Source organism: Acidovorax lacteus, from assembly GCF_039540375.1.
GTDB lineage: Bacteria > Pseudomonadota > Gammaproteobacteria > Burkholderiales > Burkholderiaceae_C > Acidovorax_G > Acidovorax_G lacteus.
The window spans coordinates 191,946-213,275 of the sequence record NZ_BAABEX010000030.1; the positions used below are offsets into that span (position 1 = coordinate 191,946).

Consider the following 21,330-nt stretch of genomic DNA (forward strand, 5'->3'; position numbering starts at 1 on the left):
CGCAACCCCTGGTGCACCGCCTTTGTACCGGGGGTTTTCTATTGATGCATTCATCGCATGAGATGGGGTGCCAGACGCTGTCAGCCTGGGGTAAGCTCGTCGGCCACACCGCCCTGGCACCCGAGGATTTCCGAATGACCCAGAACCTTTCCGCCGCCGAACAGGCCCTGCGCGAAGCCGCTCTCGAATACCACCGCAAGCCCACCCGCGGCAAGATTTCGGTCACGCCGACCAAGCCGCTGTCCAACCAGCGCGACCTGTCGCTCGCGTACTCGCCTGGCGTGGCCTATCCCTGCCTGGACATCCAGGCCGATCCCTCCAAGGCGTTTGACTACACCTCCCGCGGCAACCTGGTGGCCGTGATCACCAACGGCACGGCCGTGCTGGGTCTGGGCGACATCGGCCCGCTGGCCGGCAAGCCGGTGATGGAGGGCAAGGGCTGCCTGTTCAAGAAGTTCGCTGGCGTGGATGTGTTCGACATCGAACTGGCCGAACGCGACCCGGACAAGCTCATCGACATCATTGCCAGCCTGGAGCCCACGCTCGGCGGCATCAACCTTGAAGACATCAAGGCCCCCGAGTGCTTCTACATCGAGCGCGAGCTGAGCAAGCGCATGAACATTCCGGTGTTCCACGACGACCAGCACGGCACGGCCATCATCAGCAGCGCGGCGCTGCTCAACGGCCTGGAACTGGTGGGCAAGGATATCGGCGCGGTGAAGGTGGCGGTGTCCGGCGCAGGTGCAGCCGCCATTGCCTGCCTGAACGTGATGGTGGGCCTGGGCGTCAAGCGCGAAAACATCTTCGTGTGCGACTCCAAGGGCGTGATCTACGAAGGCCGCCCCGGTGGCTACGACGAATCCAAGGCCCAGTACGCACAGAAGACCGAAGCGCGCACGCTGGCCGATGCGGTGAACGGCGCGGACGTGTTCCTGGGCTGCTCGGCCCCGGGCGTGCTGACGGCCGAGATGGTCAAGACCATGGCCGCCAAACCCATCATCCTGGCGCTGGCCAACCCCGAGCCCGAAATCCGCCCCGAACTGGCCAAGGCCGTGCGGCCGGACTGCATCATTGCCACGGGCCGTTCGGACTACCCGAACCAGGTCAATAACGTCCTGTGCTTCCCGTACATCTTCCGCGGCGCGCTGGACTGCGGTGCCACCAAGATCACCGACGCGATGAAGCTGGCCTGCGTGCGACAGATTGCCGACCTGGCCAAGGCCGACATCAGCGAGGAGGTGGCCAATGCCTATGCGGGCAAGGAACTGACCTTTGGCCCCGACTACCTGATCCCCACGCCGTTTGATTCGCGCCTGATCCTCAAGATCGCGCCCGCCGTGGCCCAGGCCGCCGCCGATTCGGGTGTGGCCACGCGCCCCATCACCGACATGGAGGCGTACAAGGAAAGCCTGTCGCGCTTTGTGTACCAGACGGGCCTGCTCATGCGCCCGGTGGTGACCGCCGCCAAGGCGCTGCCAGACTCGCAAAAGCGCGTGGCCTATGCCGATGGCGAGGACGAGCGCGCGCTGCGTGCGGCCCAGATGGCGATTGACGACAAGATCGCCCACCCGATCCTGATCGGCCGGCCGGCCGTGATCGCCGCGCGCATCGCCAAGGCAGGCTTGCGCATGCAGATCGGCAAGGACGTGGAGGTCTGCAACCCCGAAGACGATCCGCGCTTCCGCCAATACTGGGAGCACTACCACCAGCTCATGAAACGCAACGGTGCCACGCCTGAGGTGGCCAAAGCCGCGGTGCGCCGCTCCAACACCATCATCGCCTCTTTGATGGTCAAGCTGGGCGATGCAGACGCCATGATCTGCGGGCTGGTGGGTCTGTACGAGACCCACCTCGAACGCATCCACAGCATCATCGGGCGGCAGGCAGGCGCACACGACTACGCCGCACTCAATGCGCTGATGACCAACCAGGGGCCACTGTTCATCGCCGACACCTACGTCAACGAGAACCCGACCGCCGAGCAACTGGCGGACATCGCCTGGATGTCGGTGCAAGAGGTGCAGCGCTTCGGCCTGCCCGCCAAGGTGGCCTTCCTGTCGCACTCCAGCTATGGCTCGTCCAAGCGTCCCTCGGCCCGCAAGATGCGCGAGGCGCGAGACATTTTCGTGGCCCGCCACCCCGAGATCGAGTGCGATGGTGAGCTGCACGGCGATGCCGCGCTGGAGCCGAGCATCCGCAAGACCTACATGGCCGAAACCGACGCCACACTCAGCGGCTCGGCCAACCTGCTGATCTGCCCGAACATCGACGCCGCCAACATCCTCTACAACGTGCTCAAAACCACGACCAGCGGCGGTGTCACGGTCGGTCCGATCCTGATGGGTGCGGCCGCCACGGCCTACATCCTCACGCCGGCCGCCACGGTGCGCCGGGTGTTCAACATGACGGCCCTGGCTGTGGCCAGCGCGGCTGCGCGGCCCCGCTGAAGCCTCCACGCAACCACGAATCACGGGGCCTTCCAGGGCCCCGTTTTTCTGGGATGGGCTGCACAACCCCCATGGCGCAGTGCGGCCTGCGGGGCAACCACCGCCTGGCGCCCGTCGCGGGCAAGAGCCGCCCGCAGCATTTCGCAAAGCGGCCGTGGCTCAGCGCGCCGCCGCAGGCAGCCCGTGCCGTGTGACACACCGGAACCACGGCACCCGGGGTGTTGGCTGCGCTGCTCTAAGAGCGAATATCCACATCCACAAAGTTGGCCACCGGCGGCAAGTGTTCGGCCAGCCACTCCGAGTCAAGCTGTAACGTCCGCTTCAGTTCCTCGGGCAGGCTGGCAATCGTGTCGGCGGGCGACTTGGGCTCCTCCAGACCAATTTCGGCCAGCAGCATGGCCACGTGCAGGATGCCACCCAAACGACAAAACGGTCTGTGTTCCAACGGATCGTCAGCCGTCTCCAGGGCCCGCACCAGTGTGTCCGGAAACCTCCATTGGCGGGCCAGCGCGGCGGTGACCTGGGCTTCCGAAAAGCCCAGCAGCGACCGTTCACGCTCCCAGCGCACACCCGCATGGCGGGGCAGTTGCTCAATGGCCGGAATCTGCTCGGGCGCCTTCTGGGCAATGATCAATTCGCCCAGCCGCACCACAAACCCCGCCAGCCACGACTGCTGCACGTCCGAGCCCAGGGTGCGCGCCAGCCACTGCGCATACCCGGCAATGGCCATGCTCTCCTGCCAGAAGGCCTTGGCGTCCACCCCTTCAGCGTCTTTGAAGACGCCCGACATGCACGCTGCCAAGGCCAGCGTGCGCACCTGGTTGAGCCCGGTCATGGTGATGGCGTCGTCCAGCGAAGCGACCTGACGCGGCAAGCCGAAGCGGGCGCTGTTGGCCAGGCGGATGAGCTTGGCGGTCAGCGCCGGGTCACGCGATATGGCGGCTCGCACCTTTTCGAACGGGATGTCCTCATCGCGCATGGTGGCGATCAGTTCCTTCGCCACATCGGGCATGGTGGGCAGTTGCACGTTCTCCAAAAACTCTGAAGCCATGGGCATAGCGCGGTCCCCTCTCTGTGGTGTGGGTGATGAATGCCATTTCGTTGTACCACCAGCGCGTGCCGCCGCACTGCAGGTTTGCCCCAGTGTCGTGGCATTGCCAAACGCCTCGGCACCGATTGCACCGTGTCGGGAAACCCAGCATGCCGCCACGCACCAATTCGGTGAACAATCGGCCCTCGGCACATGCCTGCGTTCAAAAACCGGGCATCTTTTTTGCTGCTTGCCCCCCAGTCCGCACCGAACGCGGGCCACCCCATGCACCACCGGATTCTTTTTCCGCCTGACAGGAGCCCCTTATGAAAAAACGATTGTTCATGCAAACCGCTGCTGTGCTGGCCCTGGTCGGCGCCACCTCTCTGGCCCAGGCCCAGTCGCCCACGCCCATCAAGTTCCAGCTCGACTGGCGCTTTGAAGGCCCCTCGGCGCTGTTCCTGCAACCGGTGGCCAAGGGCTACTTCAAGGCGGCAGGGCTGGACGTGACGGTCGACGCCGGCAATGGCTCGGGCGGTGCCGTGCAGCGCGTGGCCTCGGGCACTTACGACATGGGCTTTGCCGACATTGCGGCGCTGATGGAGTTCCACGCCAACAACCCGGACGCGCAGAACAAGCCCGTGGCTGTGATGATGGTCTACAACAACACGCCGGCCTCGGTGATGGCGCTCAAGAAAAGCGGCATCACCAAACCGTCTGACCTGACCGGCAAGAAGCTGGGCGCGCCCGTGTTCGACGCTGGTCGCCGCGCGTTCCCGATCTTTGCCAAGGCGAACAACGTGGGCAACGTCACCTGGACGGCCATGGACCCGCCGCTGCGCGAAACCATGCTGGTGCGCGGCGACGTGGACGCGATCACGGGCTTCACCTTCACCTCGCTGCTGAACCTGGAAGCCCGCGGCGCCAAGGCGGCCGACGTGGTCGTACTGCCCTATGCCGAACATGGCGTGAAGCTCTACGGCAACGCCATCATTGCCAGCCCCAAGCTGGTCAAGGAGAACCCGGCCGCGGTCAAGGCCTTCCTGCAGGCCTTTGCCAAGGGTGCCAAGGAAGTCATCGCCAATCCGGCGGCGGCCATCGAGCATGTGAAGGCCCGCGACGGCATCGTGAACGTGCAGCTCGAAACGCGCCGCCTGCAACTGGCCATCGACACCGTGATCAACAGCCCGGACGCCCGCGCCGAAGGCTTCGGCCAGGTCAACCCGGGCCGCCTGTCGCTGATGGCCTCGCAGGTGTCCGACGCCTACGGCACCAAGACCCGCGTGAAGGTGGAAGACGTGTGGAACGGCAGCCTCTTGCCCAGCGCTGCCGAGCTGAACGTGCTGCCCAAGAAGTAAGCCCTGCGGTGCAGCGCCACCGCGTCTGCTATTCTTTTGATAGCTGCTCGTGCTCGAAAAATAAGCACGAGCAGCCTGTTTGAGCACTATCCATGCAGGCTGCCGCCGAACCTTTTTTTGTCGACTTCCGCGATGTCTGGCTCGCCTACAACGACGAGCTGCGTGCCAAGAACCACTTTGCGGTCGAGGCCATCGACCTGCAGGTGCGCCGAGGCGAATTCATTGCCATCGTTGGGCCTTCGGGCTGCGGCAAGTCCACCTTCATGAAGCTGGCCACGGGCCTGCGCATGCCCTCCATGGGCAAGATCCTGATCGACGGCCAGAGCGTGACCGGGCCGCTCAAAATCTCGGGCATGGCGTTCCAGGCGCCCTCGCTGCTGCCCTGGCGCACCACGGTGGACAACGTGCTGCTGCCGCTGGAGATCGTCGAGCCGCACCGCAGCCAGTTCAAGGCGCGCCGCAAGGAATACGAAGCCCGTGCGCGCGGCCTGCTGCAGAAGGTGGGCCTGGGCGGCTATGAAGACAAGTTCCCGTGGCAGCTTTCGGGTGGCATGCAGCAGCGCGCCAGCATCTGCCGCGCGCTGATCCATGAGCCCAAGATGCTGCTGCTCGACGAGCCCTTCGGCGCGCTCGACGCTTTCACCCGCGAAGAGCTGTGGTGCATTCTGCGCGATTTGCAGGCCGAGCAGCAATTCAACGTCATCCTCGTCACGCACGACCTGCGCGAGAGCGTGTTCCTGGCCGATACCGTGTACGTGATGAGTAAGGGCCCGGGCCGTTTCGTGGTGCGCCGCGAAATCGACCTGCCCCGCCCGCGCGACCTGGAGATGACCTACACCCGCGAGTTCACCGACATCGTCCACGAACTGCGCGGCCACATCGGGGCCATGCGCCACGGCGCAGCCCAGGCGGCCACGCCCCTGCCGCAATAACCGGGGCCTGATCACCATGCACAAAAAGAACATCGAACGCTGGTCGCCGTGGATCCTGCTCGTGGCCATCGTGCTGCTGTGGCAGCTCGTCTGCTCGGCCTTCCAAGTCTCGGAATTCATCTTCCCCAGCCCGTGGGCGATTGCCACGCAGCTGGTGGAGTTCAAGGGCGTGATCGCAGGCCATGCCTGGCGCACGTTCTGGGTGACCATGGCGGGCTTTGGCATTGCCATCGTGGTCGGCGTGCTGCTGGGCTTTTTGATTGGCAGCTCGCGCCTGGCGTACGCGGCGGTGTACCCGCTGATGACCGCCTTCAACGCCCTGCCCAAGGCGGCGTTCGTGCCCATTCTGGTGGTGTGGTTTGGCATCGGCGTGGGCCCGGCCATCCTCACGGCCTTCCTCATCAGCTTCTTCCCGATCATGGTGAACATCGCCACGGGCCTGGCCACGCTGGAGCCTGAGCTGGAAGACGTGCTGCGCGTGCTGGGCGCCAAGCGCTGGGACGTGCTCACCAAGGTGGGCCTGCCGCGCTCCATGCCGTACTTCTACGGCTCGCTCAAGGTGGCGATCACGCTGGCCTTCGTGGGCACCACCGTGAGCGAGATGACCGCTGCCAACGAGGGCATCGGCTACCTGCTCATCAGCGCAGGTTCGTCCATGCAGATGGGCCTGGCCTTTGCAGGCCTGATGGTGGTGGGCGCCATGGCCATGGCCATGTACGAGCTGTTCAGCTGGGTGGAAAAGCGCACCACGGGCTGGGCGCACCGCGGTTCGCAGGGCGAGTAAGCGCCCGCCCACGGCTTGGGGCCTGCTGCCCGGGGGCATTCAGCGCGGCCCGGGACCAAAGCGCACCGGGCTGCGGCTGGGACAAGCCCCCAGGATCAGCTGCAGTCACCACACCGGCGCAAGCAGCACGCTACCGGGCGACAGGCAGTTCCAGCACCACACAAGTGCCGGGGACGAGCGGCTCCAGCCGAAGCTCGCCCCCCACGCGCGAAGCGCGTGCGCGCATGTTGGCCAGGCCGCGGCTGGCGGGCCCTGCCTGCTCCCGGATGCCACACCCATCGTCGCGCACCGTCACGCGCAAGGCCCCTCGCAAAGCGGCAATGTGCACGTCCACGTTCTGCGCATGCGCATGCTTGAGCACGTTGGTCAGCGCCTCCTGCACCACCCGCAGGACCTGCAGCCCGGTCGTCGGCGCCAGCTCCAGGGTGTCGTGCGGAATCTCGTCGCGCCAGCGCACCTGCAAGCCAGCCGCGCGCAGCTGCGCGTCCCAGCGAAAGCGGAAGCTGCCCCAGGCGGCCAAAAAGTCGTGCCCGTCGCTGCCCATGGCTTCGAGCACGAGTCGCATGTCGGCAATGCAGGCGCGCAGCGCGTCGCTGATCTCGCCCCGCTCGATGTCTTCGCGCTCGACGCGCGACAGCATCACGAACAGCTGGGAGCCCAGGCCGTCGTGCAGGTCGCGCATGATGCGCTGGCGCTCCTCGTCGGCAGCGTGCTGGCGTTCCAGCCGCCGCATCTGGGCGTGGTTGGCTTCCAATGCGTGCGTACGCTCGCGCACGCGCTCCTCCAGCCGCTGGTTGGCAGCCTGCAACTCGTCGTGGGCTTCGCTCAGTTCGGCATACAGGCGCGCATTGGCCAGAGACACCGCCGCCTGCGCCGCCAATACGCGCGCCACGGCCGCACGATCGGGCGTGAAGCAGGCGGCCGACAGCTCGTTTTCAAGGTACAGCACCCCCAGCGGGCGGCCTGCCGCAACCACCGGCACGCACAGCACCGACACGCGGGACTGCCCCTCCCAGCGGGACGCCACGCCCCAGGCATGGGGGGCGCAGGCGTCTTCGAGCACGACCGGCTCGCGCCCCTGCACCATGGCGCGCAGCAACGCCTGGGGCAGGCCGGTACGCTCCAGAGCAGCCGGCGGTGGCGGCTCGACGCGTGCGCCCAGGCTGGAGCGCTGCGCTGCCAGCACCAGACGGTCATCGCGTTGCAGTAGCAGCGCCCCGTAGCGCGCACCAGCGTTCTCCATCACCTGCTGGAGCAGGCGTTCGGCCACAGCGCCCATCTCCAGCTCGGTGCCGATCGCCTGAGAGGCCTTGATCAGCGTCGCCGTGTCCAGCGGCAATGGAGGCGGGTCGTGCCGAGGCCGGGCAAAGGTGGGCAAGCTCGCTTCGATCTGCTCCACCATGCAGGCTGCGCCCCATCGGGAGTACAGCGCATGGGCACGCTCGAGGGCTACACGCAGTCCATCGGGGTGGCCACTGCGGGCACAGTGGCGCGCCCAACGGTGCGCCAGAATCGCCGCGTCTCCCGTAAAGCCATGTTCGCAAGCCGTTTGCAAAGCCCTTTCGAACAGACTGTTCGCTGTGGTGTCTGCGGCCAGCGCTGCCAGTTCTGCCTCCAGGCTGAGCACGCGGTGCGCATGGTTGGCCGGGCAATGCGCCGCCCAGGTGCGCAGCTTGGACAGATGCCGCTGCACCAGCCGCCGTGATCCGCGCGAGCTGCGTTCGCGCAGGCGGTCGGCGTGCAGCAGGGCTTCAAACCAGTGGTGCAGCGGTGTCGAAAAATTACCGGCCAGCCGGTGCAGGTTGCGCCGCACGCGCTGCCCGCAGGCCACCACGGCGTCGCCCGTAAAACCGGCCATCACATTGAGCATCACCGCCAGCTGGTCGTGAATGAGCGCAAAGATCGCATCGTGAGGCAGCACGCGGCCGTCGGTGCGCCGTCGCTGCAGCGGTGCGATCTCGCTGCGCGGTACCGCCCCGCGCAGGATCTGCAGCACCCCGTCGAAGGTGTCGCAGCAGTCGCGTACCAGGGCGCTGTCGCGCCGCTTGGCGAAGGCCCGCGCCTCGTGCAGCACTTCGTCCAGCGCCGTGAGCGAGCCCATGGCATTCCAGGTGACGCCCACGAGCATGCCCGCGGCATAGCCAGCGATCTCGAAATTGCCGCTGCGCTCGGCCTGCTCAAAACAGTGGCGCAGCAGGGGCAAAGTGGAGGCCACGGGCACCTTCCAGTGCATCACGTAGAACAAGTGGTTGAAGCTCAGGCTGTGGGTGCCCAGGCGGTCCCCAAGCTGCACCGACAGCTCGCCCAGCGCATGGCCGGTGTCGATGTCGTTGAACACCCCCGACAACACATGGGCGGCCCCTGAAATGGGCTGCCAGGACCAGGGCGTGAAGCCTCGCTGCAGCGCAAGGCGGGCCCCGACCAGACCCAGTACCGCATACAGCGGCGACGCCAGGGTGTGCGCCACACTGATCGAGGCAAAGATCAGGCGGTCGGTCTGGATGTGCAGCGCATCCGTGGTGACCGGCACCGCAGCCCAACGGCTTTGGGGGGTGCTGCGCAGAACGTGCTGAAGCCGCGCCCAGTGCCACAGCGACTCCAGGCTGGCGCGCGCTGGGTGTATGCGCAGGCCGACGCGGCCGAGAGCCTGCACGCCCAGTGCCAGGGCGTCCTCGCCACGCTCCTGGGCCACCAGCCATCCAATGCGCAACTCATCGGCGCGGGCCTGTGCCAGCGTGTCGGAGGCCAGCAAGCGCTCGGCGGCCCCCAGGCACTGGGCCGCCTGCTCAAAGTCGCGCGCCAACACCAGGGCTTCCGCGGCATCGAACAGAAGCCCACGCCTTGCCACGTCGTCCAGGGTGCCCTCGTCATCCAGAGCCGCCACCGCACCGCGCAGCAGCGTCACCTGCTGCACAAAGGCGGCACTGAGTCCAGCCTGCCGGGCTGCACGCTGAGAGGCCAGCACAAACGCATGGCGCTGGGCGGACGACAGCAGCGGCAGTGCCAGCGCCAGATGCCGGCACATCTCGAAGAGCGCCCCGTCGTCAGCCCGGTCGAGCAAGGTTTCGCCCAGCCTGCGGTGCCACTGTTGCCGCGTGGGCTCGTCCGCGCCCTGGTAAGCGGCCTGCTGCAGACGGTCGTGCAGAAAGCGCCAGCGTCCACCGCGCGTCGGCTCCACCAGTCCCTCGGCCTGGGCGCGCAGCAGCGTGGCCTCCACCTGCGCGGGACTGCGTCCGGCGGCGGCTGCCAGCAGGGCCGCGTCGACCTCTCCCCCATGCGCGGCCGCGAGCCCCAACAGCCAGGCGTCGCCACCGTGCAGTACGCGAAGCCGCGCTGCGGCTGCCTCCAGAGCCGACGCGGGCAAGGCGGCCACGCCGCTGGCGCGGTCGTCCAGCACCCACCGGCCGTCTTCGGCTGGCACGAGCTGGCCCTGGGCGACCATCGCATCCAGCAGTTGACCCAAAAACAGCGGGTTGCCAGCACTGCGCTGCGCAAGCCGCGCCAACGTGGCCGCCGGGTGGGCGAGTCCGCCCGGCAAAGCGGCCTCCACCCAATGCTGCATCTCGTCGTCTTGCAAGCCCGAAAGTGGCATATCGGCTCCGGGCAGCGACGCCAGCGCGGCCCGTGCGGGCGCAGCCCCCGTTTCATCGCTGCGCAGTCCCACCAGCAGCAGAATGCGCTGCAAAGCGCGGTCTGAGAGTACCGCGTCCAGCAGCGACAGCGTGCCCGGATCGCTCCAGTGGGCATCGTCCACCCACAGCACCAGTGTCTGGTCGCGCACCAGCGCGGCCAGCAGTTGCACCAGACCGGTCAGCAGCCGCTGCCTGGCCTGCTCGGGGGGCAAGGCCGAACCCACCACCGGCAGGCCCAGCGGTGCGGCCAGATCGGGCGACAGCGCCACCAGTGCGGCCGCCTCGGGCCCCAGCACGCCCCGGGGCAGCGCCCTCCCCTGGCTGGCCAAATCATCCAGCAGCGCTGCCACGACCGGGTACGGCCGCGGCACCCACTGTTGCTGGCACTTGGCCGACAGTACGCGCGCGCCCCCCAACCGCGCCGACTCCAGAAACCGGGCCGCCAGCGCGCTCTTGCCGATGCCCGCGGGCCCCGTCAGGCAGACCTGCTCCACACGCCCTGCGGACACGCGGTCCAGCGCTTGTTGCAGCGCTTCCATTTCGGCCTCGCGGCCCAACAGCAGGCGCGGCTGCGCGAACAGTGCGCGCGGCGAGCGCAGCGCCACGGCCTGCCCGGGCTGCGGAGAGGCCAGGCCTTGGACGCAGGCCCGAAGGTCACGGGCCACCGCGGCGGTGGATGCAGGGCGCTGCTCGGGCGACTTGGACAGCAATGCGGCCACCAGTTCAGCCAGTTCCCGCGGTAGCTCGGGGCGCAGCACAGACACCTCGGGCGCAGGGACGGCCAGATGGGCATGCCACCACTCCAGCGCATCGACGGCATCAAACGGCAGCCGGCCGGTTAGCACCTCGTAGGCAAGCAGTCCCAGCAGATACAGGTCGGTACGCGGTCCAGGCCGGTTGGCCGTGCGGCCGCTGAGCTCGGGTGCGCCGTAGCGGGCATCGTGCCCAGGCGCCGTGCAGTCCCAGGTAGAGGCCGACTCCATGGGCACCGCATCCACCGGCAGCAGTGCCACCCGCACCGGCGTCCCTGGCTGAACACGCACGGTGGTTGGCCGCAGATGCAGGTGCAGCACGCCGTTGCGGTGCAGGGCGTCCAGTGCCTCTGCCACAGCCTGCAAGAGTTGCACCGCAGTGGCCAAGGGCACAGGCCCGTACTGCCCCATCCACTCGTCCAGGAACAGCGCGCCATCGTCTGGCACCACCCAGGTCACCCCAGAAGGCCCTTCCAGGCACTCCAGCAGTTCGAGGCACTGCCCTTGCCGCAAACGCTCAGCCACAATGCGGCCGGCCTGGATGGCGGCTTCATCCAGGAGGCTTCGGTGCCACAGCAGCACCGGCTGGCCGCGGTGGGTTGCACGCGCCACGACCAAATCGCCCTGCGCGTGCAAGGCCGTCAGCGCATCAAAACGGGTGGCAAGCGCGGCAGACCACATGCTCAGCAGACGCCAAGGCGCTTCCGGCTGGGCTCATGTCCTGCGCGATCCACCCGCGCAGTCTGCCGATGCCATCGGCAGCCCGCCGAAAACCGCCACACCGCCGGGCTCCACGGCCGTGTCCAGAGGTCTTGCATGTCAGAGCAGCCCGATGGCCTGGGCCTCGTACACGGCCTCGCCACGCGAGTGCACGGCCAGTTTGCGGTAGATGCGCTTGACATGCGCCACCACGGTATGCGGCGAGATGTCGAGCACCTCGCCAATCTCCGAGAAACTCAGGCCCTTGGCCACCAGGCGCAGGATGTCCGCTTCGCGCGCCGTGAGGGGGTTGTCCACCGGCGGGGTGGCCGGGCTGACAACCAGAGGCTCAGGACTTGCCACCATGCCGGTGGCCGCCACCCGGAAGCGCTGCAACACCCGCCGCGCAATACCGGGGCTGATGGGTGACCCCCCGTCGCGCACCTGCAAGATGGAGTCGGCCATGCTGTCGGGCAGCGCGTCTTTCATCAGGTATCCGGTGGCCCCGGCGGCAATGCTGTCGGTGACATGGGCGTCATCGCCAAACATGGTCACCACCAGCACGTCGCAATCAGAGCGCCGGGCCAAGGCATGGCGGATGACGGTCGTGCCACTGCCATCTGGCAAGCCCAGATCGGTCAGTACCACGTCGGGCAGCACGGCGTCGATCGTGGCGCACGCCGCAGACACGGTGGCTACGGCGCCCACGAGTTCCAACTGCGCATGGCGCTGCACGGCTTCAGAAAACCGCTGCAAGAACGCGGGCTCGTCCTCCACCACCAACACACGGACGGGCATAGCCAAACCTCCTTGAACGATTGTCGCACCGCTGCCGTGCCCCCCGCTCCCATGTTTATGGGACACCGAACAGCGCGGAGATTTCGACAGCCGCACCCCGAGCGCGATCCGCCCCGCTGACACCACGGCACCGCAAACCGCCGGCGCCACTGCGGGGAATGCGCGATACGGCGCGCCGCAGGAGCCCCTCCCGCGCTCGCGGTAGTCGGCACCGGCGGGGCTCGCCATGCGAGGCGTTCGGGCCTACATTCGCGCCCACGAAGGCAATGCACACAAGGAGGGACCATGCACACCACCGACCCCGCACCCGCACCGTGGCCGACCATGCGCGGCAACCCACAGAACACCGGCTGCTGGGGCTTCGGTCCTCCGCTGCGCGCCCAAGCCGTGGTACTGCGACGCGCATTGCCGGGCGGAATCCTCAACGCCACACCCATCGTGGACGCGCACGGCACGGCGCACGTCGGGTCGTCGGACGGCTACCTGTACGCGCTCGGTGCCGATGGAACGTGGAGCCATGTGCCGGTGGCTGCGGGCGCCTGCCAACGCGATGCCGACCCGCCGCGCGCCGTGGTCGATTCAGCGGCCTGCTACCTGCCCAGCGGCTTGCTGTGTGTGCCAGGGGGCGACCGCGCGCTGTACCATCGCGCGCCGGGCCAATCCCTGGAGCGCTTTGAGCTCAAGGCCCAGCTCGACTCCCCCAGTACCATCGACTGGCTGGAGGGCAATGTGACCACCGATGGTCACGGCCACCTGTACGCGGGTTGTGACAACTTCTTTTTCTACGCGTGCCAGGTTGACGGCGCCCAACTGAAGCCGCGCTGGTCGTTTGCCACAGGCTTTTTCATCTGGAGCGCGGCGGCCTTCAGCGCCGATGGCTCTATGGGCTGTTTCGCATCGGCCGATATGACGGTGTACGCGTTCGACCCCCGTCAAGACACGCCCACGCTGCTCTGGACGGCGCCACTGGACAACCTCTGCGCAAGTTCGCCGGCCATTACGCGCGACGGTCGGGTGGTTGTGGGCGCATTCGACGGACGCGTGGTCTGCCTGGACGCCCACGCGCAAGGCAAGCGGCTGGCCAGCGTGGACACGCCGGCGCTCATTTATGCATCGCCTGCGCTCTACGAACAGGACGATCTTCAGCAGATGTTCGTGCTCTCGTCAGATGGCGTGCTGCGGGGCTATGACCTGCGCGATCGCAGCGCCGCGCCGTCGCTGATGTGGGAGCGCTTTACCGGCATGCCCAGCTTTTCGTCCCCGGTGGTAGGGCCCGACCCCGACGACCTGCGTGGCTATCGCGTGTACGTGGCCACAGGCGACGGGGTCGTACTGGCCATCGCTCCGGCCACAGGCGCAGTGCTCGGCCAGTTCGACGTGGCCGGGCAGGCGCGCGGCCCGCACGACCAGGGGCACGATCCAGCGTTCTGGACGTCGGTACAGTACCCGGCCATCAACGCCTCCCTGGCGCTCAGCCCACAGGGCGTGGTGGCGGTCACCTCGGGCGGTATCGTGGCCCGCATTCCGTACGACGCCTTCGGCGCATCCCCGGTGCCGCCGCAGGCCTGTGGCCTGCGTTATGTGTCCCCTGCCGGCCGCATGGCCCGCCAGCCGCTGGACCCACAGACGCCCCTGACAGTGGACGGCGGTCAGCTCATGACCCTGGCCTCTCTGGGAGCCAACGGCTTTGCCTACCTGCAACCCGCCGACCTGCAGGTTCGGATCGACCAGCAGGCCCAGCCGTTTGCGCTGAGCGCCGACGGCACGCTCGTGCACTTGGTGGTGCCCGTGGACCGCCCGGCCTTTGCGCTGGAAGTCTTGCACCAAGGCAGGTTGTTGGGCTCTGCCCCCTGCCAGCTCCGCCCCGTGGCGGCCCCCCCGCCCGCTGCGGCCCTGCTTGGCCGCACCTGGAGCGTGTCGCGCATGTCGGTGTTCTCGCCCTTCGTCGTGCCCGCGTTCGACCAGTTGGCGATTGCCACCATCCGCATTGCGCTGACGGTGCTGCATGTGGGCGCACCCGACGACACCGGCAGCAGCCCGGTGTGGGTGTACGGCTGCGAGCACTACGCCGAGGGCAACGCGGGCAGCCCCGCGCGCGACCTGATGTATCTGTTTCAGGGCCACTATCGCGCAGGCATGCTGGTGCTGGAAGCGCGCGATGTGTACTTCGAGCTGAGCGCCCTGCCCATCGCGCTTGACAGTTTCCGGCTCACGGCCGTACTGGATGGCGAAACGCAGCGTGGGGTTTCGCTGTCGGCCACCTACCGCAAGAGCCTGCCCACCACATTCCTGTGGCTCTACAACCTGGTGCACAAATGGCTGGCCCACCACGCCGCCCAAGAGGCGCACGAAGCCCACCTGGCCCACGGGTCCCACGACCGCGAGAGCGCCGCGGGCCATGTGGCCGCCTCCGCTGCCGGGGCCTTGGCATCGAGCGGCACGCCCGCGGTGGGGCTGCGCGTGTTCGCCTTTCTCAAGCGGCTGGTGGGTATGGGCCTGGGGCCGCTGATGCGCCCCTGGAAGCTGCTGGACCGTCGCGGCGCCTTCATCTGGGCGGGCACGTACGCCCTCGACCGCCACGACCCGGACACCGGCGGGCTGCAAGTGGCCCCGGAGCACTGCGACTTTCGCTGGCCCTACCTGCACATGCAGGCCACCTGGTCGCCGCCCGCCTCACCGCACGAGCCGCCGGTCACACCGTACGACCACACCATCGGCATCGTGCTCTTGGACGCCGACAGCGGCGAACCGCTGGACCTGCCTTACACCACCCTCAACCAGGTGCCAGTGATCCAGGGCAGCACGGTGCGCTGCACGCTGATCTGGAACGACACCCAGACCCAGCGCCTGGGCTGGCAGCGCCGACTGGTAGCGCGCATGATGATCGGACCGCATGTGGCAGAGGGTGAGTACGCGTTCCAGCTGCCGCAGGCAGTGCAGCGCTAGGGCCCGCGTTTGAGGACAGCGCGCGCACGGCCGCCCTGGACACGGCCCCAGGCACGGACAGTCCACGCCGCTGCCATCGTGCGACTCGATTAGCCGACAAGGCCCATCGCGCGTGTCCCGTAGGGCTGCGCCCATGGGTTTACCATCGGCACCCGCACCCGTGGCCCTTCGGACATGGGCGCCCCTGATCGCCATGCCATCGTCTGCCCCGACCCCGCCCCACCCAGACCGCCGCGCCTGGCGAGCCCCCTGGTCCCGCCCAGCCCGCCATACGGCGGCCGCGCTGGTGGCCGCTGCCGTGCTGGCCGGCTGCGGCGGCGGTGCCCCGGTGCGGCCCGCGCCCGAGGCTGCAGCCCCCGCAGGCCCACCGCCTGTGCGCATTGGCCTGGCACTGGGCGGCGGTGCGGCCAAGGGCTTCGCGCACATCGGCGTGATCAAGATGCTCGAAGCCAATGGCCTGGTGCCAGCGGTGGTGTCAGGCACCAGTGCAGGCAGCGTGGTGGGCGCGCTCTACGCCAGCGGCATGACAGCGTTTGAGCTGCAAGAGCGGGCCGTGGCGCTCGACGAAAGCCGCATCCGCGATCTGCAGCTTTCGTCCGGCGGTCTGGTGCAGGGCCAGAAGCTGGAGGACTATGTCAACGAGCAGGTGCGGCGCAAGCCCATCGAGCAGTTGGCCAAGCCCTTCGTGGCCGTGGCTACGCGGCTCGAAGACGGCGAGCGCACGGTGTTCGCCCGCGGCAACACGGGCCAGGCGGTGCGCGCGTCCAGCAGCGTGCCGGGCGTGTTCCAGCCGGTGGTGATCGGCCGGTGGCGCTACGTGGACGGCGGCGTGGTGAGCCCCGTGCCCGTGGACGCAGCCCGCCAGCTGGGGGCCGACTTGGTGGTGGCGGTCGATATCTCCAACAAGGCCCGGGGCAAAACGCCGGGCGATCTGCTCGGCACCCTGGGCCAATCGATTGCCATCATGGGCCAGAAGCTCGGCGAAGCCGAACTCGCGCGCGCCGATGTGGTGATCCGCCCGCAGGTGCTGGACATTGGCGCGGCCGACTTCAGCCAGCGGGCGAACGCCATCCTCGAAGGCGAAAAAGCGGCGCTGGCGGCCATGCCGCAGATCCGCGAGCGGGTGGCCCAGATCCAGGCGGAGCGCGTCCGCGCCGCCCGCGCCGCGCAGCAGCAGGCGGCGCAGGCCGAATACCAGGCTTGCCTGGAGCGGCGCTCCCGGCTGCAGAAGGTGGCCGGGCTGGTGGGGCTCGACTCGCCCTGCACCCCGCCCGCGCCCTGAGCACAGCGCACCCGCTGGCCCGCACACTGGCACGGCCTGTGCATAGTCCCACGCACCACGCCTGCGAGGAGACACCATGCACCACCCTGCCACCCTCAGCCGGCCTGCGCCCCTGGCCGAGTTGCCACAAGCGCTGGACGACAGCGACACCCGCCACCTGCGGCGGGCCATCGCCTGGGCCTGCACCGCTCGGGCGCGGGGCAACCCGCCGTTTGGCGCGGTGCTGGTGGGCCCGGATGGGGACGTGCTGGCCGATGCCTACTGCCAGACGCACGAAACCGGCGACAGCACCGCCCATGCCGAGATGCAGGCGCTGCGCCAGATCGGCGACCGCGTGCCGCGCGAGGTGCTGGCGCAGTCCACGCTGTACGCCTCCACCGAACCCTGCGTGATGTGCGCGGGGGCCATCTTCTGGGCTGGCATCGGGCGCGTGGTGTTCGGGCTGGACGCGCAGCGCCTGCGGGTGCTGCGCGGCAACCGCCCTGAGCAGCGCGACATCGCCCTGTCGTGCCGCACGGTCTTCAGCGCAGCGCCCCACCCGATAGACTGCGTGGGCCCGGCGCTGGTGGCCGAGGCCAGCGCCCCCCATGTGGGCTACTGGCGCGCCTGACACCCGGCCGGCGCGCGCAGGCGGGGCCAGCGCCGCGTTGCAGAGCGCCACGAGCACCTGAATCAAACAGGCAGCTCGTGCTGACCAATGCTCATTCAGTAGCTCTATTTTTAATAGCAATTCTCTGGACCCGACACCCCGATGGCCTGGCACGCACGACTTGACCTCGACTACCGCCTGGAACACGGCCGCACCGTGGCGCGCTTTCTGCACGACGGACCGCTGCGCGTGCTGCAAAGCCTCTATCCGGAAGGCGATGCCATCTGCCACAACGTGCTGGTGCACCCGCCGGGCGGGCTGGTGGGTGGCGATGTGCTCGACATCACCGTGGACGTGGACACCGGCGCACATGGCCTGGTGACCACGCCCGGAGCTACGCGCTTTTACCGCTCGGACGGCCCGCTGGCCCAGCAGCGCACGCGGCTGCGCCTGGCGCCCGGGGCACGGCTGGAATGGCTACCGCTGGAAGCCCTGTGCTACAGCGGCTGCCATGCCGAAAACCGCCTACAGATCGAGCCCGCGCCAGGCGCGCTCTGTCTGGCCTGGGACGTGACCGCGCTGGGCCTGCCCCATGCCGACCAGCCCTTTGTGCAAGGCAGCCTGCAGCAGCACCTGGAGCTGCCCGGCGTGTGGCTGGAGCGCGGGCTGATCGACGCGGCCGACACACGCCTGCTGCAAAGCCCGGTAGGACTGGCTGGCCACCGTTGCTTGGCCAGCCTGGTGCTGGCGGGCGGTGACGCCTTCACCCGCGAGCAGGCCGAAGCCGCGCTGGACGCAGCGCGCGCCTGCGTCGAAGCCCACCCGCTTGCAGCCACGGCCGGCGTGACGCAGCCGCACCCGCAGGTGCTGGTGCTGCGCGTGCTGGCCCCGGTGGTGGAACCCGCCATGGAGTTGCTCAAGGCCGTGCGCGGCGCGTGGCGCCAGCAGTTCTGGCAGCGCGCGGCGGAGCCGCCGCGCATCTGGGCCATGTAAGCTGCGGGGCACTCTTGGAGCCCCGCCATGCCGCAACACCCTGAGCCGCCACCACGCGACCGCGCCGCCCTCCCACCGGCCCTGGCCGATGTGCAGGTGGTCGTGTTCGATGTCTTCGGCACCGTGGTGGACTGGCACGGCAGCATCGTGCGCGAAATGGCCGTACGTTGGCCACAGGTGGACGGCCACGCCTTCGCGCTGGCCTGGCGCGCGGGCTACCAACCCGCGATGGAGCGCGTGCGCAACGGTTCACGGCCCTGGACGGTGCTCGACACCCTGCACCGCGAGGTGCTCGACGAGATCCTGCCGCGCTTTGGGCTGGGGCATCTGGACGAGGCCGAACGCGCCCACCTGAACCGCGTGTGGCACCGGCTCGATGCCTGGCCCGACAGCGCGGCTGGCCTGCAGCGGCTGCGCCAGCGCTTGGTGGTGGGCGCGCTGTCCAATGGCAACATCGGGCTGCTCACGCGCATGGCCAAGCACGCGGGGCTGCCCTGGGATTGCGTGCTCAGCGCCGAGGTGTTTCACGCCTACAAGCCACTGCCCGCGGCCTACCTGGGCGTGGCCCGGGTGTTGGACGTGCCACCCGCAGCCGTGCTGCTGGCTGCCGCCCACCACGACGACCTGGCGGCCGCGCGCGCCTGCGGGCTGCGCACGGCGTACATCGAGCGATCGTTTGAATATGGCGTGGCGCAGCCCAAGGACGTGTCGCCCCAGCCGGGCAACGACCTGCATTGCCACGACATCGCCGCACTGGCCGCAGCGCTGGGCTGTTGACCCCCACGCGGCGGCCGGTGCTGCGCGCTGCGTTCAGCGCGCGGCCACCAGCATCTGTACGAAGCGCTGTACGCGCGCGTCGAACTCGGCGCTGGTGCGCGTGAACTCCATACCGGCGAGCACGCCGTCTTCGGCTGCGGTGAGCGTGACCACGCGGGCGTACACATCGCGCGCCTGGTAGTTGGACATGGGCAGGTCGAACGACAGGCGCACCTCGTCCTGCAGCATCAGCGGCTCGGACAGCACCAGCATGGTGCCGTGGTAGCCCACGTCGCGCAGGGTGCAGGCGGCCACATGGGGCAGCACCACACCGTCGCGCACCACCTGGTAGGTGCCCGGCAGGTGCGCCTCCACCCGGTGGCTGCGGCGGAACTCCTGGCGCGGCACCTTGAGCTTGCGCGAGGGCACGGCCACCAGTTCGCGCACCGACACCGATTCGCTGCGCCCCTTGATCCAGACCTGCATGGGCGCGGCCATGGAGGCGTTGCTCCAGCAGCGCTGGTAGGTCTGCTCGCACACCAGCACCTGACCGCGCAGGCTCAGCGCGCGCAACTGCGCGGCCAGCGTGACCACATCGCCCAGCACCGTGTGGGGAGCACTGCGGGGGCCCGCCCCCAGGTGCCCCACCAGCGCCGTGCCGGTGGCAATGCCGATGCCCAGGAACACGGCGGGCACGTGCTCTTGCAGATGCTCCTGGTTCAGATCCCGCAGGGCCATCTGCAGCGCCACCGCGCACATGGCGGCGCGCGCAGCGTCGTCGTCGCGGGCTTCGGGCAGGCCGAACACCACCGACAGCAACTGGCCCGCCATGTGGTCAATGTCTCCGCCGTAGGTGCGTACCACCTCGGTGATGCGGTCCAGGCAGCGCTGGAGCGCCGCCGACGCCCGCTCGGGCGGGTGCAAGGAGGCCAGCGCCGACAGCTCGCGCACTTCGGCCATCAGCAGGGTCAGGGGGCGGGCCTGCAAAGGCGCGGGCGCCTGTGCAGGCGCAGGTGCGCCCTCCTCGGGGGCATCCACCACACCGAAGAGCTGGCGCAGACCGCTGCGCAGGGCGCCCACAGGCGGCGCGCCGGTGGTGCGCTCCCACAGGGTTTCGATGTCGTGCAGGCTGACAGACGGGGCAGACGGTGCGGGCGTTTTCTTCACGGAAGGGGCTTTCGGCTCTGGGCGAAGGCCCCGCCCGCGGCCCACGCCGCGGCACCGGAGCCGTCAAGCGAGCTTAGGCGCGGGCGCTGCGCCGGGTCAAGCGCACTATCCCGGGCTTGCAACAGGCTTCTGACGGGCCTGTTGCACCGCGCAGCGCCGCTCAGATCGCCACCAGCTGCCGGATGCCCTTGGCCTGCATCTCGTGCCCGGGGCCGCGGGCGATGATCTCGCCGCGCTCCATCACCAGGTACTCGTCGGCCAGCTCCTCGGCAAAGTCGTAGTACTGCTCGCACAGCAGAATGGCCATCTCGCCACCGTCGGCCAGCATGCGGATCACGCGGCCGATGTCCTTGATGATGCTCGGCTGGATGCCCTCGGTCGGCTCGTCGAGGATCAACAGGCGCGGCCCGGGCGCCAGCGCCCGCGCGATGGCCAACTGCTGCTGCTGCCCGCCCGACAGATCGCCGCCGCGACGCCCCAGCATCTGCTGGAGCACCGGAAACAGCTCGTACAGCTGCGGGGGCACCGGGGTGGATGCGGGCCGGTACGCCAGACCCATGCGCAGGTTTTCTTCGACCGTGAGGCGGCCAAAAATCTCGCGGCCCTGCGGCACGTAGCCCATGCCGGCGCGCGCGCGGTCGTAGGGGGTGGCTTTGTCAACCGGCTTTCCATCGAACTGGATGCTGCCGCTCTTGATGGGCACCAGGCCCATCAGGCTCTTGAGCAGCGTGGTCTTGCCCACGCCGTTGCGGCCGAGCAGCACGGTGACCTTGCCGGGGGCGGCGGTGAAGCTCACGTCGCGCAGGATGTGGGAGCCGCCGTAGTACTGGTGGAGGTTTTGGACGGTGAGCATGGGGGTTTTTCTTGGGTTTGTGCTTGATTCTTAAGCACGAGCAGCTATGGAATTCATAGCATTTGGTTGTAGACGATGGTTAGCTGCCGTGCTTGTGCTGTGTTCTGAGGCCGGGATGTGCGCCCGGCGGCGCACCTTCTTTCTTTTGGGTCGCCAAAAGAAAGAAGGCAAAGAAAAGGCGACCCCACGTCTGCGTCCCTGCGCTGCGCTTCGGGCACCCTGCGGTGCTCGGTCGCGGGGCGTGCTGCGGAACTCGCTGCGCGCTGATCGCGCTCCGCTCGGACAACCGCAGCAAGCATGATCACGATGCGG

The 21,330-nt window shown here is 68.5% G+C and carries 14 protein-coding genes; 9 read left to right on the forward strand and 5 right to left on the reverse strand.

Annotation, left to right across the window (positions count from 1 at the left end):
* The first annotated feature begins 134 nt into the window (after window positions 1–134).
* Complete coding sequence (locus ABD866_RS15735; RefSeq protein WP_345067326.1) at window positions 135–2,447, forward strand: NADP-dependent malic enzyme; 2,313 nt, start codon at window positions 135–137, stop codon at window positions 2,445–2,447.
* A 235-nt stretch (window positions 2,448–2,682) separates the two neighbouring features.
* On the opposite strand, the gene ABD866_RS15740 is transcribed toward ABD866_RS15735, so the two are convergent.
* A complete protein-coding gene (locus tag ABD866_RS15740; protein WP_345067328.1) occupies window positions 2,683–3,504 on the reverse strand; it encodes an HDOD domain-containing protein in 822 nt (273 codons plus the stop codon).
* A gap of 299 nt (window positions 3,505–3,803) precedes the next feature.
* Here ABD866_RS15740 and ABD866_RS15745 point away from each other — a divergent pair, with 299 nt between their 5' ends.
* From ABD866_RS15745 to ABD866_RS15755, 3 genes are all read left to right on the forward strand, one after another.
* On the forward strand, window positions 3,804–4,835 hold the full coding sequence (locus ABD866_RS15745) for an ABC transporter substrate-binding protein (RefSeq protein WP_345067331.1): 1,032 nt from the start codon (window positions 3,804–3,806) through the stop codon (window positions 4,833–4,835).
* 92 nt (window positions 4,836–4,927) lie between these two features.
* Entirely contained in the window at window positions 4,928–5,767 is an 840-nt protein-coding gene (locus ABD866_RS15750) for an ABC transporter ATP-binding protein (RefSeq protein ID WP_345067334.1), read from the forward strand.
* Window positions 5,768–5,783: 16 nt separating this feature from the next.
* Window positions 5,784–6,551 carry an ABC transporter permease gene (locus ABD866_RS15755; protein ID WP_345067337.1) on the forward strand — a complete coding sequence of 256 codons (768 nt, stop codon included), beginning with the start codon at window positions 5,784–5,786 and terminating at the stop codon, window positions 6,549–6,551.
* 130 nt (window positions 6,552–6,681) lie between these two features.
* On the opposite strand, the gene ABD866_RS15760 is transcribed toward ABD866_RS15755, so the two are convergent.
* Window positions 6,682–11,616, reverse strand: coding sequence for an AAA family ATPase (locus ABD866_RS15760; RefSeq protein ID WP_345067340.1), 4,935 nt, complete (start codon window positions 11,614–11,616; stop codon window positions 6,682–6,684).
* A gap of 138 nt (window positions 11,617–11,754) precedes the next feature.
* Entirely contained in the window at window positions 11,755–12,432 is a 678-nt protein-coding gene (locus ABD866_RS15765) for a LuxR C-terminal-related transcriptional regulator (protein ID WP_345067343.1), read from the reverse strand.
* A gap of 285 nt (window positions 12,433–12,717) precedes the next feature.
* On the opposite strand from ABD866_RS15765, the gene ABD866_RS15770 reads away from it, so the two are divergent.
* From ABD866_RS15770 to ABD866_RS15790, 5 genes are all read left to right on the forward strand, one after another.
* Window positions 12,718–15,378, forward strand: coding sequence for an outer membrane protein assembly factor BamB family protein (locus ABD866_RS15770; protein WP_345067346.1), 2,661 nt, complete (start codon window positions 12,718–12,720; stop codon window positions 15,376–15,378).
* Between the two features lie 193 nt (window positions 15,379–15,571).
* Window positions 15,572–16,660 carry a patatin-like phospholipase family protein gene (locus ABD866_RS15775; protein ID WP_345067349.1) on the forward strand — a complete coding sequence of 363 codons (1,089 nt, stop codon included), beginning with the start codon at window positions 15,572–15,574 and terminating at the stop codon, window positions 16,658–16,660.
* A 76-nt stretch (window positions 16,661–16,736) separates the two neighbouring features.
* Window positions 16,737–17,270: a nucleoside deaminase gene (locus ABD866_RS15780; protein ID WP_345067352.1), complete on the forward strand. Its 534-nt coding sequence runs from the start codon at window positions 16,737–16,739 to the stop codon at window positions 17,268–17,270.
* A 141-nt stretch (window positions 17,271–17,411) separates the two neighbouring features.
* Window positions 17,412–18,242, forward strand: coding sequence for an urease accessory protein UreD (locus tag ABD866_RS15785; protein ID WP_345067355.1), 831 nt, complete (start codon window positions 17,412–17,414; stop codon window positions 18,240–18,242).
* A 27-nt stretch (window positions 18,243–18,269) separates the two neighbouring features.
* Window positions 18,270–19,019 carry a haloacid dehalogenase type II gene (locus ABD866_RS15790; protein WP_345067357.1) on the forward strand — a complete coding sequence of 250 codons (750 nt, stop codon included), beginning with the start codon at window positions 18,270–18,272 and terminating at the stop codon, window positions 19,017–19,019.
* Window positions 19,020–19,052: 33 nt separating this feature from the next.
* On the opposite strand, the gene ABD866_RS15795 is transcribed toward ABD866_RS15790, so the two are convergent.
* Together ABD866_RS15795 and urtE are read right to left on the reverse strand one after the other, a co-directional pair.
* Window positions 19,053–20,165 carry an adenylate/guanylate cyclase domain-containing protein gene (locus ABD866_RS15795; protein WP_345067359.1) on the reverse strand — a complete coding sequence of 371 codons (1,113 nt, stop codon included), beginning with the start codon at window positions 20,163–20,165 and terminating at the stop codon, window positions 19,053–19,055.
* 160 nt (window positions 20,166–20,325) lie between these two features.
* Window positions 20,326–21,018, reverse strand: a complete 693-nt coding sequence (gene urtE, locus ABD866_RS15800) for an urea ABC transporter ATP-binding subunit UrtE (protein ID WP_345067362.1) — start codon at window positions 21,016–21,018, stop codon at window positions 20,326–20,328.
* Window positions 21,019–21,330: the final 312 nt, after the last annotated feature.